9 protein-coding genes are annotated in these 15,422 nt (G+C 40.2%); 4 read left to right on the forward strand and 5 right to left on the reverse strand.

Going from position 1 to position 15,422, the window contains the following annotated elements:
• Positions 1–481 precede the first annotated feature (481 nt).
• Positions 482–3,364 carry an isoleucine--tRNA ligase gene (ileS, locus tag V7K46_RS09950; protein ID WP_335112610.1) on the forward strand — a complete coding sequence of 961 codons (2,883 nt, stop codon included), beginning with the start codon at positions 482–484 and terminating at the stop codon, positions 3,362–3,364.
• 559 nt (positions 3,365–3,923) lie between these two features.
• Positions 3,924–5,075 (forward strand): histidine decarboxylase, encoded by a 1,152-nt coding sequence (locus V7K46_RS09955; RefSeq protein ID WP_335112593.1) that lies wholly within the window; start codon positions 3,924–3,926, stop codon positions 5,073–5,075.
• Positions 5,076–5,358: 283 nt separating this feature from the next.
• On the opposite strand, the gene V7K46_RS09960 is transcribed toward V7K46_RS09955, so the two are convergent.
• Both V7K46_RS09960 and V7K46_RS09965 read right to left on the reverse strand, forming a co-directional pair.
• Positions 5,359–8,739, reverse strand: coding sequence for an EAL domain-containing protein (locus tag V7K46_RS09960; protein WP_335112595.1), 3,381 nt, complete (start codon positions 8,737–8,739; stop codon positions 5,359–5,361).
• A 336-nt stretch (positions 8,740–9,075) separates the two neighbouring features.
• Positions 9,076–9,960, reverse strand: a complete 885-nt coding sequence (locus tag V7K46_RS09965) for a ParA family protein (protein WP_335112597.1) — start codon at positions 9,958–9,960, stop codon at positions 9,076–9,078.
• Between the two features lie 259 nt (positions 9,961–10,219).
• Here V7K46_RS09965 and V7K46_RS09970 point away from each other — a divergent pair, with 259 nt between their 5' ends.
• Entirely contained in the window at positions 10,220–11,395 is a 1,176-nt protein-coding gene (locus tag V7K46_RS09970; RefSeq protein WP_335112599.1) for a homospermidine biosynthesis protein, read from the forward strand.
• 77 nt (positions 11,396–11,472) lie between these two features.
• Here V7K46_RS09970 and V7K46_RS09975 read toward each other — a convergent pair whose 3' ends face one another.
• Positions 11,473–13,377, reverse strand: a complete 1,905-nt coding sequence (locus tag V7K46_RS09975) for an adenylate/guanylate cyclase domain-containing protein (RefSeq protein ID WP_335112601.1) — start codon at positions 13,375–13,377, stop codon at positions 11,473–11,475.
• Between the two features lie 749 nt (positions 13,378–14,126).
• Here V7K46_RS09975 and V7K46_RS09980 point away from each other — a divergent pair.
• Complete coding sequence (locus tag V7K46_RS09980) at positions 14,127–14,516, forward strand: tetratricopeptide repeat protein (RefSeq protein ID WP_335112603.1); 390 nt, start codon at positions 14,127–14,129, stop codon at positions 14,514–14,516.
• A 19-nt stretch (positions 14,517–14,535) separates the two neighbouring features.
• On the opposite strand, the gene V7K46_RS09985 is transcribed toward V7K46_RS09980, so the two are convergent.
• Positions 14,536–14,754, reverse strand: a complete 219-nt coding sequence (locus tag V7K46_RS09985; protein ID WP_335112605.1) for a type II toxin-antitoxin system HicA family toxin — start codon at positions 14,752–14,754, stop codon at positions 14,536–14,538.
• Positions 14,754–14,996: a type II toxin-antitoxin system HicB family antitoxin gene (locus V7K46_RS09990; RefSeq protein ID WP_334693691.1), complete on the reverse strand. Its 243-nt coding sequence runs from the start codon at positions 14,994–14,996 to the stop codon at positions 14,754–14,756. Before V7K46_RS09990 ends, V7K46_RS09985 begins: the two co-directional genes overlap by 1 nt.
• Positions 14,997–15,422: the final 426 nt, after the last annotated feature.

Here is a 15,422-nt window from a genome sequence, read left to right on the forward strand (position 1 = left end):
AAATTCTTATTGATAGTAAGCTAGTGGATATCCAATTAAAAAATGCTGCTCCTGCCTTTTTGCTAGGAATGATTTTACCTCTACTTAAATAAAATTACGGGAATTTTACTTAAGTTATACGTAACTTAAGTGAAACTAAAAAAAAATGATTTATTTTTTGCAATACATAACTTTTTTTTAGGGAATGTTCTTCTAATCAAACGAAACGTTTGGATAGTTTTAGGCGAATCCAGAAAAATATACTACTTTCTGTTGATTAACTCTCAACCTCCGCGAAATTCCTGATTAGTCCCCTAAATGTCTAGAAGCGTTACAGCTAACTAGCAAGGTTTGCCGAATTGAAGCGAGTGCCCTATCGCCGCCAAATCAATAGATTATGGCGGCAGCCTTCTCTCGGAAAAAGGTAAAATAGCATATTTTGGTTTTCATGCCATCTTCTATAATTGATAAAACCTGCACACCTAATTCTAGGCATGAGACTGTGACCGAACCAGGAAGTTACAAAGATACTGTAAACCTACCCAAGACTAACTTTGAGATGCGGGCAAACGCCATCAAGCGTGAGCCTGAAATCCAAAAATTTTGGGAAGAAAATAAAATTTACGATCGCCTCTCCAAAAATAACCCTGGCGAATTATTTATACTGCACGATGGGCCTCCCTACGCTAATGGCTTACTCCATATTGGTCATGCTTTAAATAAAATTCTCAAAGATATTATTAACCGCTACCAACTGCTAAAAGGGCGTAAAGTTCGCTACGTCCCTGGTTGGGATTGTCACGGCTTGCCAATTGAGTTGAAAGTTTTGCAGAACATGAAGTCAGCAGAACGGCAAAATTTGACGGCTTTACAACTGCGCTTAAAAGCGAAAGAATTTGCCCTAACTACGATAGATAACCAGTGTCAAAATTTTAAACGCTACGGTATTTGGGGTGATTGGGACAACCCTTATCTAACTCTGAAGCCGGAATATGAAGCGGCTCAAATTGGTGTGTTTGGTCAGATGTTCTTAAAAGGCTACATCTATCGCGGTTTGAAGCCGGTTCACTGGAGTCCGAGTTCTCAAACCGCTTTGGCTGAAGCTGAGTTGGAATATCCAGAAGGTCACATTTCCCGCAGTATCTATGCAGCTTTTCCAGTTACAAGTTTGGCAGAAGCTGTAAAACCACTATTGGCAGAATATCAGTCAGATTTGGGTGTGGCTATCTGGACGACTACACCTTGGACAATTCCGGCGAATTTGGCGGTGGCGGTGAATGCAGATTTGAACTATGCAGTGGTGGAAGTTTCCCACCCAGAGGCAAAAGCGCAGAGTAATTTCAAATATCTCATCGTTGCGGCTGATTTAGTGGAACGTTTATCTTCGACATTGGGAGTTGAGTTAACTCTAAAAGCCACGTTTAAGGGGAATGATTTAGAACATACTACTTACCGTCATCCTCTATTTGACCGTGAAAGTCCGATTGTTGTTGGCGGTGATTACATTACTACTGAATCAGGTACTGGGTTGGTACATACTGCACCCGGTCATGGTCAAGAAGACTACATTGTTGGTCAGCGCTACGGTTTGCCTATCCTTGCACCAGTGGATGACAATGGCAATTTTACCGAAGAAGCAGGACAATTTGCGGGGTTGAATGTGCTGGGTGATGGTAATCAGGCGGTGATTGATGCCTTAACAGTGGCTGGTTCCTTGTTGAAGGAAGAAGCATACCCTCACAAGTATCCTTATGATTGGCGGACGAAGAAGCCGACGATTTTCCGCGCGACTGAACAATGGTTTGCTTCCGTGGAAGGATTTAGAGAAGAAGCGCTTCATGCGATCGCAACAGTAAAATGGATTCCAGCCCAAGGTGAAAATCGGATCACGCCAATGGTGGCGGAACGTCCCGATTGGTGTATCTCTCGTCAGCGAAGTTGGGGTGTACCAATTCCCGTTTTCTACGAGGAAGAAACTGGGGAAGTACTGCTGAATGAAGAAATTATCAACCACGTCCAAGGAATCATCGCAGAAATTGGTTCTGATGCTTGGTGGGAGTTATCGGTTGAGGAGTTATTACCCCAATCCTATCGCCAAAATGGCAAGTCTTACCGCAAAGGTACAGACACAATGGATGTATGGTTTGATTCTGGCTCATCTTGGGCAGCTGTCGTCAACCAGCGTCCAGAGTTACGCTACCCTGCTGATATGTATTTGGAAGGTTCCGACCAACATCGCGGCTGGTTTCAGTCAAGCTTGCTCACCAGTGTAGCGGTAAATGACATTGCGCCTTACAAAACTGTGCTAACTCATGGCTTTGCTTTGGACGAACAAGGGCGGAAGATGAGTAAGTCAGAAGGAAATGTGGTTGACCCAAATATAATCATTGAAGGTGGGAAAAATCAAAAAGCAGAACCGGCTTACGGTGTAGACGTATTGAGGTTGTGGGTATCATCGGTAGACTACTCCGGCGATGTCCGCATTGGTAAAAACATCATCAAGCAACTGAACGATGTCAGAGGCAAAATTCGCAATACAGCGCGGTTTTTGTTGGGTAGCTTGCATGATTTTGACCCGGAAAAAGATGCAGTCCCCTTCGAGGAATTGCCAGAACTTGACCGTTATATGCTGCACCGCATCACCGAGGTGTTTGAGGAAGTCACTGAAGCTTTTGAGAGTTTCCAATTCTTCCGCTTTTTCCAAACAGTGCAGAATTTCTGCGTGGTGGATTTATCCAACTTTTATTTAGATATTGCCAAAGATAGGTTGTACATCAGTGCAATCGATGCTTTCCGCCGTCGCAGTTGTCAAACAGTGCTGAAGATAGCAATAGATAATTTAGCACGAGCGATCGCTCCAGTATTATGCCACACCGCCGAAGATATCTGGCAATATCTCCCCTACAAAACACCTTACAAATCGGTGTTTGAAGCCGGTTGGGTGCAGGTAGACGAAAAATGGCGTAATCCTGAATTAGCAGAATTTTGGCAACAAGTCCGGCAAATTCGTACTGAGGTGAATAAGGTATTAGAGCAAGCCAGGATAGAAAAATTGATTGGTTCGTCTCTAGAAGCGAAAGCCTTGCTTTATGTAGCCAATGAGGATTTACGCTCCTCAATAAAAGCACTAAATCCAGTTAGTGGTAACGGTATCGATGAACTTCGTTATCTGTTCCTCACCTCCCAAGTAGAAGTATTAGATACTCCAGAAGCACTGCAAGGCTTGAAATATAACTTGCAATCAGATAGCTGGGGAATTGGTGTAGTAAACGCAGATGGGCAAAAATGCGATCGCTGCTGGAACTACTCTACTCATGTGGGAGAATCAGCAGAACATCCCCTAATTTGCGAACGGTGTGTTGCAGCTTTAGCCGGAGAGTTCTAAAAGCAAAAATCTAAATGCACTTTTAGCTGATGAAGTCCGCATATCGCACTTGCTAGCGCACCATGCGGACTTCGTGTGTATAGCCACGATTTATAGTAAAGCGGGTGCGTAAATCCACTACCATTTCAATTAACAAGGGGCAAAATCTCCTTGTTAAAGGTAGGCAAACTTCTGCCACAGTGTACTAGTCGTTAGGTACTACTCCACCTATGTGTGAGTCTCAGTAGAACATTCGCTAATTTGTAATCTCAAAAAGCAATTTTGCTGCAATATTTTATCCATATTTAAATGTCAAACTAACCCTTTAAGAGTTTGATTGAGATTTAAATATGGATAAATCTGAGATTTAGCTTGGTAATTGTGCTTTTGAATGATAGAACACAAATAGACAAATCGTCTGAGTATTTACACTGAATATTATATCCGTATTACCACTTATTTATTTTTTCAGGAAAAAACTTAATTAATACTGATGTTGAGAAATTATAAAGACATTATATTAACGGCTAGAACTTCGACTCAAACATGAATTAACTCAAAGTTTAGGAGATACAGAGATATGTCAGATAGAATTGCTAAAGAGTTGGCAGATTTTTTGTTGCAAATAGAACAGCGATCGCAGTTTCATGCAGGCTATCCATATAATTTAAGTTGTGATTACAGTGCGATCGCAAAATTTTTCAATTTCCTGTTAAATAATGCTGGAGATCCATATGTCGAGCCAGATTTTGGTCTCCATTCTCGTAAATTTGAACAAGAAGTATTATCTTTTTTTGCTGAACTCTATAAGATTCCAGAAAGTCAGTTTTGGGGTTATGTTACTGCTGGCGGAACTGAAGGTAATTTATATGGAATGTTTTTAGCAAGAGAAATTTACCCTAATGGGATTCTTTACTCATCACAAGACTCTCATTATTCCATACCCAAAGCAGCTAAATTATTCCGCATCCAACATAATATTGTCAATTCACAAATTAATGGAGAGATGAATTATGAACATTTTGAGCAACTACTTAGCGAGAATCGTAGTTATCCAGCGATCATAAATTTAAATATTGGGACTACTGTCAAGGGTGCGATTGATAACTTAGACAAAGTTCTAGAAATTCTAGAGCGCAATCAGATTAAAGATTATTACATTCATTGTGATGCTGCACTTTCAGGATTAATATTACCGTTTTTAGATGACGCTCCGCAAGTTAACTTTCAAAAACCCATAGATAGTATCGCTATTTCTGCTAAATTCATTGGTTCTCCATTACCTTGTGGTGTAGTCTTAACTAAGAAGAAATGGGTAGAAAAAGTTGAAACAATAATTGAATATATTGGTTCAACAGATACAACAATTCTGGGTTCTAGAAACGGCCATACTCCCTTGATTCTCTGGTATGCAGTGCAAACAAGAGGTGATGATGGATTAGCTAGAGAAGCAAAGACCTGTATTCATAATGCCCAATATCTTTTCCAACAACTTCAAATCAGAGAATATCCATGCATGTTAAATAATTTTTCCAATACTGTAGTGTTTCAAAAACCTTCTCAAAGGTTAATTAAAAAATGGCAGCTAGCAGTTTTTGAAAATTGGGCACACATGATAGTCATGCAGAATATTGATCGGGATAAAATCGATATTTTTATTAATGAACTTTTATTAGAAGAAGGGTTACTTAATAACGCAGAACATTTTCAGCGACAGCCAGTACTACACTAATATAGATTATCAGGTGAAATTAATCGCCCAATTTTACGAGATATTTTTCTAAGAGGATGTTTGAAAAGTGGCAAAGTATACTAGAAACCCCGTTTCTATTCCTCTCCCCCACTCCTAAGAGACTTTGAAACCTCCATTCCCGCACTTCGTGCCGCAACTCCTAGAGAGGCTCTTGCGTTCGCCAATGCTAACATAGGGAAAGCTTGCTAGGGGGTTAGGTTTGGGAGGTGATTACCAACAATACTTTTCAAACATCCTTTAAACAGAATTTGATCCCAAGTTTTTAGGTCTTTAAAAAGTTTTTGTAGCATAAGTTGCCAGCAAGTAGTATTTCTATTTCTGCATGTTCCATAGGTGGTAAGAAAAAATATCCTTGCCCATAATCACATTGTAAAGCCTTTAACTGTGCTAATTGCTCTACAGTTTCTATCCCTTCTGCTGTTACAGACATATTCAAATTATGAGCTAATGTCACAATAGCTCGAATAATTTCTAAATTTTCTCCTCGACTACCTATATTAGTGACGAAAGAACGGTCAATTTTAAGGGTTTTGATTGGTAGACGGTGCAGATAACTCAAGGATGAAAAGCCAGTACCAAAATCATCCATGTGCAACTCGACATTCAGCGCTGTTAACTGGGAAAGTACAGTGGTAGCTAATTCAAAATTATCCATCAACAAGGTTTCAGTAATCTCTAATTTCAAACTGGATGGCTTTAGTCCAGTTTCCTGCAAAATATGTTTAACTTCTTTAAACACATCGGGTTGCGTGATTTGTTTACCAGAAAAATTTACACTAATTGTCAGGGGTAGTGAGGTAGGAAATTGTTTATGCCATATGTGCATTTGGAGGCACGCTTCATAAAGCACCCATTGCCCAATACTAACAATCATTCCAGTTTCTTCGGCCAGGGGAATAAAATCTTCAGGGGAAATAAGTCCTCGTTCTGGATGATGCCAACGTATCAGTGCCTCAAATCCAATAATTTTGCCAGTTGTCAGTGAAATAATTGGCTGGTAATTAAGGCTAAATTCTTTTTGCTTGAGCAGTGCACTTCGCAAAGCAGTTTCTAACTCCAAGAGCAAAGATGCACTCTCGTGCATCTTCGGGTCAAACACTTCGTAGCGTGCCTTCCCAAGTGATTTGGCACAGTACATTGCCACATCGGCATCGCGTAGAATCTGCGCTGCTTGCTCATAATCTGCTTTACTTAAAGCGATGCCAATACTAGCATTAGTAAACACCCTATGCTCATTTAATTTAAATGGCAAAGCTAGCACCTTTTTAATTCGCTCGGCTACCTCTATGGCGGTGCTGATATCTTTAATTTCCTCAATTAAGATTGTGAACTCATCTCCGCCAAAACGGGCAATTATGTCTTCAACTCGCAGAACTGACTTTAGTCGATGAGAAATTGCAATCAAAAGTTGATTTCCCTGTAGATGTCCAAGGCTGTCATTAACAACTTTAAAGCGGTCTATATCTAAGAAGAGTACGGCAAAGAAATAATTTTTTTGCTCTTTAGTACGTTCTATCGCCTGCTGTACTCGCTCTATAAATAATCGTTGATTAGGTAATCCGGTTAGCCCGTCATGAAAACTATTGTGCTGTAATTGTTCTTGTACTTGCTGACGCTTGATAATGTCTTTTTCAAGCTGTTTATTCACTTTAATAAGTTTAATGGTACGTTCTATAACCATCTGTTCAAGCTGATAACGATATTGAACTAATTCTTCCTCGATTAACTTCCGCTTAGTAATGTCACGGACAATAACAATATACTCTCGTAACGGGGAATTAAATGGCTGTGAAATAGTCGATTCAACAATTCGTAGACCTTCGTTTATTTTTAAGGTTTGCTCACTCCTAATAGACCATTGCTCCGGTTTGCCGTGATAGCATATTAAGAGCTGATTCAAGTTTTGCCCAAGCAACTGCCGAACATTTGTTTGAAATAATTTTTCAGCAGCGGCATTTGTCTGACAAATTATACCGTTTTCATCTAAGACTAAAACAGTATCTGGAACGGTATCGAGAGTAGTGATAAATAGGCTTCTTGCTTGTTTGCGTGCCTCATCAATAGCAACAATTTGTGGTAGAGTTGTCCAGCAAGCGATCGCTACCCCCATAAAAGAAAGTGTCACTAGTAGAATAGCTAATAAAGAGTTTTTAGGATTATCAGAAAGTCTATCTAATAAATCGCGGATAACCCAACTGCTTGTGGTAGTAATACAAATTAATGATACTAAGACAATCACCTGTAGTACCACAAAGTCTGAGTTGTTTCTACTAGACCTAATGTCGTAACGCTGTGTCCACCATTCCGGGTGTAATGGCGCAAATCTTAAGCGACGTAGCGCTACATCTGCGATGATCAGAACAATGGGTAATAATAATCCCACTAAAAAATCTCTCCGACCCCAAGCTAAACCTCCCACTATTAGAACTACCGCTTCTACAAAGAAAAAACCAAGTGACCACCAAGGCCATAACACCTGCGGTTTGTCTCGACACAGCCATAATCCCAGATGTAATCCCATAATGGACATGAGATAACAGGTGCCTGCTACTGTGATAAGTTGAGGTACATTTCCCAAATTTAGACAAAGCAAACTGATTATAAAGGTAACTAAGATAGCAGGCTCAAGGACACCTTGGCGGGAAACTAATGCAAATATGGGAGAAAGCTGTTTGTCTAAGGCAAGTTGGTATAAGATCCGAGGAGAGTTGGAAACTGCCGTAGCAGAACTTAGAAGGCAAGATATACTAATCAGAAGTGTTACTAGAAAGGGGGCATATTCACCCCAAAAAGGCTCAGAAGCCGCTACCAGATTTGAGAATGCATCGTCTATTTTTGGATTTTGAGGCGAATACATTAATACCCAAGAACCACCTAAAAACACCGGAGGAATTAGCCAAGCAGCTATGCTTAAGAACCTTAAAGTTTTATATGGGTGGCGGCTATCAGCAACAAAAGAAGAAGTGGTTTCACAAGCATAAATTGAATAGCTAGCCAGAAAAAACCACTTTGCCCATTCTCCAAAACTCAGGCTATGTATGTTAATTGAGATAAATTTAAAATTATCAGGTGAGGAGGCTAACGATACTACGCCTTGAGTACAAAACAAAAGCAGTAATAAAATCGCTGGTAATACAAAAAATAAATGCAGGAGCGCTAGAGCACGGCTGCCACTGAATGCCACAATAAAAGGAATCGCTGTAAATGCAACTCTTAATAAAGTTTCTGGGCAAGAAATACCTAATGGTTGAAAACTGACTTTAATTAGGTCTGTGAGAATAATCGCATACAGTGCCGGTGCAGCTGCCCAGCTAAAAAAGTATCCTAAGGCTACGTAACGACCTAAGCCCGGAAAGTTCTTTAATAACCTTGTGGTATAGTTTGGTGTTCCTCCAGCCACATCTGACCAATGTCTACCTAAACTTTGTACCTGCAAGTTAAGTAAAAAGGAAATAATCGTGCCAAAAAACCAAACTAAGATCGCTTTAGGCCCTAACATTGCATGAATCATGGGAGCAGTACCAATCCATCCCACATGACCCGTTAAGCCAAAGCCCCAGGTTTCCAGATAACTCAGAGTCCGTGGTAGGCGTATTACCAAGTCCTGATTTATCTCTTCGTGTACAGAATTGTTAGTAACCATTGTTTCTTAGTGAAATTTACTGGCCTTTTCACTCAATAGCTGAATCTCCCTGCATATAGCTTCAGTAGAACTGCTGAACTTATGGAAAAGATAACTTACTTATTACCACTTACCACTTTTTATTTTTGCAGACAATAAATAGCAACTCTAATTGATTTGGGAAAATTGAAAGGTTCAGATTTTCGACTTATTTAACAAGTCGAAAATCGTGTTATAGCAATCCTATTTGATTCGTACAAATCGCCAGTTTCAGGTTCCCCACTTTTTAGAAAACTTGCGGATATTGTTTTTCACGAATGATTTAGGATTGCTATATTTCCAAATGTTTTAGTTTTGCTATAGCTTTTGCAACAACTCCTGAGTTAACTGAAAGAACGCTTTTGAACCAGCTGATTGAGGAGCAATTAAAACAGCTGGCATAAAACTATCAACAGCCTTAGCAACATTGACATCAACTGGTATTTGTACTTTACAAATTTTTTCTACACCGAAATCTTCAACAACGCGGTGCATCACTTGTTTATAGTATCTGCCAGTGAGAAGGTTAGCACTGGACATGCTAAATACAATTCCCAGCATTTTTATATCTATCTTGGTTTCATGCCCGTGACTATCTTTTAATTGGGCAATGCGTCTTTCCAGCAGTTGAATACCTACTACAGATAAAGGTTCTGGTTTAGCAGGAAGTATGTAGAAATCGCTGGCGGCTAAAGCGCTACGAGTCAATAGATTATAGCCTGGTGCACAATCGAGAAGGATAAAATCATATTCTTGACGGACTGATTTTAAGATGTTATTAATCAAGACTCTTTCAAAGCGATTCCAAACCATTTCAAAGTCCTGCTCACCCAAAGCAGTTGCTTGTTGATGCAGCATTTCTGACACAAGAAATTCATCATACAAGTCGATATCTCCTGGTAATAAATCCAGTCCGGGAAGATTACAAACCGGGGATTGAATGATATCCTGAATTGTCAGTTTTGCTTGTGGGTCTGGATTGATAACTTCGTCTATCAGATACCTAAATGTCTTAGTTTGTTTACGACGCTTGGCAAAATCTAAAGGCGACATCAAACTGAGTGTGGCGCTAATTTGGGTGTCTAAATCAAGGACAAGCACCCGCTTGCCATGATTTTTAACTAAACAGGTAGCTAAGTTGACGGTGAGGGTGGTTTTACCAACGCCACCTTTCATATTTGCAGTAGCAATTACATATCCCATTGGTTGAGTCCTCTGTTGACACATTCCCATCTAGCTAGCGTACACCTCTCTCGATCTATTAAATCTTCCATTAAATTTAATATTTTCGGAAACTATTTTCAGTGAAATTCCCTCAATTGTAGGCGTTGAGGTATGTGACACGATTTAATCTCAGTCGTCGTAGTGTTTTTTGATAATATGGGCTAGTTAAATTGCTGTTACTTTGCTTGAAAGCTAGATAGCATTAGATTCGGCGTGTTTACTGTTCGGGAGTGCCAAAATGTCTAAACAGCTGGGTCAAAAAATTGCACCAACACCTATATCAAATGATATCAATGTGGTGGATTTGATTGATCAATACTTCACCGCTTACAACTCAGCCCGGTTGCGGGAAATCTGCCAACTACTGAGTCGTGATGTGCTAACGGAAGGTGTCACAGTGGGAGTTAGCCTTTCCGGTGCGATGACACCAGCCGGATTCGGGGTTTCAGCACTTGCACCCTTAATTCGCAATGGCTTTATTGACTGGATGATTAGCACTGGTGCAAATCTTTACCACGATATGCACTACGGTTTGGGTTTTGATCTCTTTACTGGTAATCCGTTTTTGGATGATGTGAAACTGCGCCAGGAAGGCACTATTCGCATTTATGACATTATCTTTGGTTACGATGTGCTGCTGGAAACTGATGCGTTCATCCGCAAGATTCTGCAAGGAGAAGCGTTTCAGAAGCGGATGGGAACTGCTGAGTTTCACTATTTACTGGGTAAATATGTTCGGGAAGTAGAAAAGCAACTGGGTGTGCAGCATTCCTGCTTGCTTGCTACAGCTTATGAGTATGGGGTGCCTATATATACGTCTTCTCCAGGAGATAGCTCAATTGGGATGAACGTGGCGGCTTTAGCTTTGGAAGGTTCGCAGTTGGTTTTAGATCCATCAATTGACGTAAATGAGACGGCTGCGATCGCATATAATGCCCGTGAATCAGGAGGTAAAAGTGCGGCTGTAATTCTCGGTGGCGGTAGTCCGAAAAACTTTTTGTTACAAACTCAACCGCAACTTCACGAGGTATTAGGACTAGAAGAACGAGGACACGATTACTTTGTGCAGTTTACCGATGCGCGTCCAGATACAGGCGGTTTGTCTGGTGCAACCCCATCGGAAGCCGTCAGCTGGGGTAAGATTGACCCGGAAGAGTTACCTAACGCAATTGTTTGTTATACCGATAGCACGATCGCTCTACCACTGGTAACAGCGTATGTTCTTAACAAGTGCCAGCCTCGTCCCCTGAAGCGTGTGTACGACAGGCGAGAAGCCATTTTGGATAAACTGCAAAAAGACTATCTAGCAGCCAAAACCCGACCATCAGATCAGGTTCCAGCAGCAGTGGCTGAAAATGCTTCACAGCAAACAGCGACTTATCCCTGTGGTCGGCTGATTCCGAATACTCATTAGGGAGTAGGGAAGAGGCAGAGGGGCAGGGGAAGATGAGGGAGAAGAATTAATAACTAATGACTAATGACTAATGCCCCTCATCTCTTCTTTCCAATCAACAAATAAGTTGTCATTTCCCCTTTGCCTTTAACTTCGATTTCACCCCGCTTTTCAAATAAAAATTCATCACACAAAGACTTATAAGTATTTTCTGTAACCTGGATTTTACCTACAAGACCTTGGGATTCCATGCAGCTAGCGATATTTATCGTGTCTCCCCAATCATAAGTAAAGTTGTTGAGGTCAATTACTCCCGCCATTACGGAACCGCTATGGATGCCGATACGGATACTGAAGTTTTGGTTATTCTCAGTATTAAATAGAGCGATCGCAGTTTGCATGTGCAATGCCATTTGGGCGATCGCTTGAGCATGATCCAGGCGGCGTGTAGGTAAGCCAGCAACTACCATATAAGCATCGTTAATGGTTTTGATTCTCTCTAAACCATCTTGTTCGGTGAGGCGATCGAAAGCTGAGAAAATTTGGTTGAGTAAGTTTACCACTTGAATTGCACTCATAGAAGCAGTAATTTCGGTAAAGCCGACAATATCTGCAAATAAAACTGTGACATCAGCAAAGTCTTCGGCAATATTAGCTGGTTCTTGTTTCAAGGGTTTGGAGATTGCGGCTGGCAAAATATTCAGCAATAAACGTTCGGTTTCTTTCTGCTGATGGCGCAGCGCTTCTTCTGCTGCTAGTCGCTGGGTGACATTGCGAAAAATGCCGCGAACCGCAACTGGATGACCTTCGACAAATTTACAGTTAACATTACCTTCTAGAAAGATTGTTTGACCGTCTTTAGTAACGAATGCGGATTTTATTTGATTGAACTTTTCTCCTGACAGCAGGCGATAAAACCTTTGCAAACAATCTTGTTTACACTCTGGATGTATAATATCGAAAATAGTCATATTCGCAATTTCAGCTTCGTTATATCCCAAAGTTTCTCGCCATGCACGATTCACATACAAAAAACGACCAGAGGCATTGACCGATTGAATCAGGTCATTAGCATTTTCAAATAAATCTCGATATCGTTCTTCACTTTCTACAAGTGCATCTTCTGCTTGTTTGCGTTTGATAAACTGGGCGATTTGACTACCAATTGAACCCACCGATTGCAATAGGTCTTTATCTTTTGGTTGTACGTCTCGGCTAAAGAAAACCATCACTCCTAAGATTTCACTATCGTCTAAGATGGGGAAGCCAAAAGCTGCGTGTAATCCAGCCTCAGCAGCAGGTTGCGATCGCCGAGTGTCTCCATCTTCTGTGATATCTTGAATCCACAAGGGCAAACGTCTGATCCAAATTCGACCAGGTAAGCCAACACCGGGTGTATAGGTAGTTTGCCAGGTGATTGCTTTAAACTCTCGCACAGAAATTACTCGACTTGACCAAATTTCCACACACCTTAATACTGCATTAATACTGTCTCCCTGTACCGAAGTGCCAATATATTGACTAGGTGTCCAAAGTTCGCCTAAATCCCATCCCAAATTTTGACAAATCGACTGCAAAATTTGCGGAATTCCCTGCTTTACACTCTGGGATTCTGATAATATCCGAGTGATAGCATACTGGGTACTTGTACGCTGTTCCCGGTGCTGCCGAGCAGTAACATCCCGACCAATGTAGACTATATCTTCTAATCCTTTTATTTTTTTCGGAATTACTGAACAAGAAAAAGCAATCAACCGTTTTTCTCTAGTTTTAGTTCGACAAACTACCTCGAAATTCTGGGAATTTTGCTTAAAAGAAGAATGTCGATAAATGGCTTGTGTTAATACTTGATTCTCATCAATTATCAGTGACATTGGTTGATTAATTAATTCTTCTTCACTGAAACCAAATAATTTTTGAGCAGCACGATTTACTTTTTTTATTTCTCCTAAATTACTGGTTATAAATAAAGCATCTGCAATTGCAGTAATTACTTGTTCCATATAATTTTTGTATGATATTAAAGCACTTGATAGCATATTTTTTTAATTGGCTTACTGTGCTAAGTTTTATTTTAAAACTAGCACATTCTCAATTACAAAAATTAATTTATTATATTGTTTGTTGATGATCTAGATAAATATCTATATATAGATGTAATTTTTGCTCTAAATATTGTCCAATTACTTGTAATTAAAATAGTTACTACTCCCCTTTCAGGATAGCTTTTAAGAGATTTTCAAGCCCGATCAACTCAATAAAACTTAGCCTGACATCTTTTTTGCGTATCACCTCCTCAGGACGTTCTGCAAACCGTTGTAGTTGCTCAGATCTATCTATGATGCAGAAATTATCATCCAGTTTTAAGTGTTAAAATTTATGTAGAGAAGAAGGTTTGTTTAAAATAAATCAGTGTAGTTGAGCAAAAACGACCATGAGCAACCTTTTAATTTGGTTGAGCAGAATTAAGTAAGCGTAAATAATATATATTCTCTCTTTTGGAGGATTGACAATTGAATATAATTCTGAATATTGTCAGCAGCTTATATTCAATAACGCGGTTCATAAACGATCGCCATTTTAACAAAACCACTCCCAATACAGTTCGGTTAACGTTTTAATGTTTTGAACATCCTCCCAACTCCCCTTAAAAGCTTGTGATTACCAAGATTAAAATAAATCTATCGCTTATTATCAAAAATCTTTAAGTATTTCACAACAACTTCAGAATCCTCGCGGCGAGATTGCTACTTTGTTTAAACTGAGGAATGTTTATCGAGACTTGAGACAATTTACACAGGCGACAACTTTCTATCAACAGTGTCTAGAAATTGAACAACAAATAGGCGATCGCTATTCTTCTGCTAGCACTTACCACGAGTCGGGAAGAGTTGCCCAAGATTTGCAGGAATTTGAGGAGGCGCGGCGCAATTACCAACAAGCTTTGGCTATCAAAATTGAATTTGATGATCGCTATTCTTCAGCCAGCACCTACCACGGTTTAGGAACACTTGCAGAAGCAGAAGAAAACTACGCAGAGGCGAGGGTTCATTTGCAGACAGCGTTGAAGATATATGTTGAGTATAAGGATGAATATTGGGGGGCGATCGCACGGGAGGCGTTAGAGAGATTACCGGAGTGATGGCAAGGCGATCGCTTGTTTAAAGCGCTTCCCATTCATCTCTACTAACTTGAGCCTGTTTTAAAATTTTTGCCAGTAAGCTTTTGCTGATATCTCCTTCGTGGGGGTTAGGAATGATTAATCTCAGTTCATTTTTAACCATAAATTGATGTTTTGTACCTGAGTAAGGACCTTCAAAAGCAAGTTTTTTCAGGTAATAAATTAAATCCCTGCGATTAATCGGCCCAAAGTTTGGCATTAAGCCGCATCCTTTTTCAAAGCAAGAGAGATTCCGTCTAATTCCGGTAAATTATGCCTTAACTGTAGTCCTAAAACAATCCACTCTTCTAAAGACTGTTTTAACTCTTCTCTGCAAGCTTCCAATGTAGATGCATTCGCATATAATCCTTGCAATTCAGGTACTTCTGCATAAAAAGTACCATCTTCTAAAATTTCATAGTTTGCTCTGTGCAAAGCTGCTTGAATATACTCTGTCAGCATTTGGAGATTTTGTACAAAACTGGCTATATTACTAAATTGTAAGCTAAAAATCAAAGTTTAGATTGGCGATCGCTATTCCCAAGCATTCACCTACCACAGTTTAGGAACGCTTGCAGAAGCAGAAGAAAACATACGCAGAGGCGAGGGTTCATTTGTAGACAGTGTTGGAGATATATGTTGAGTATAAGGATGAATATTGGGGGGCGATCGCACGGGAGGCGTTAGAGAGATTACCAGAGTGATGGCAAGGCGATCGCATTTAACAGAGGTGCGACCAGATCATACTCATTAGGCAGGCGTAGCAAGTTGATACAATCGCATTGTCAGCCGATACAACCCACCTTCCGCACCCCAAGTGTCACAACCGGAAATTACTTAGAGAAAAAAGGCAAGTAAGAATAAAAACACACATCTAGAGGCAAAAAA

It is taken from the genome of Nostoc sp. (genome assembly GCF_036917395.1).
Classification (GTDB): Bacteria; Cyanobacteriota; Cyanobacteriia; order Cyanobacteriales; family Nostocaceae; genus Nostoc.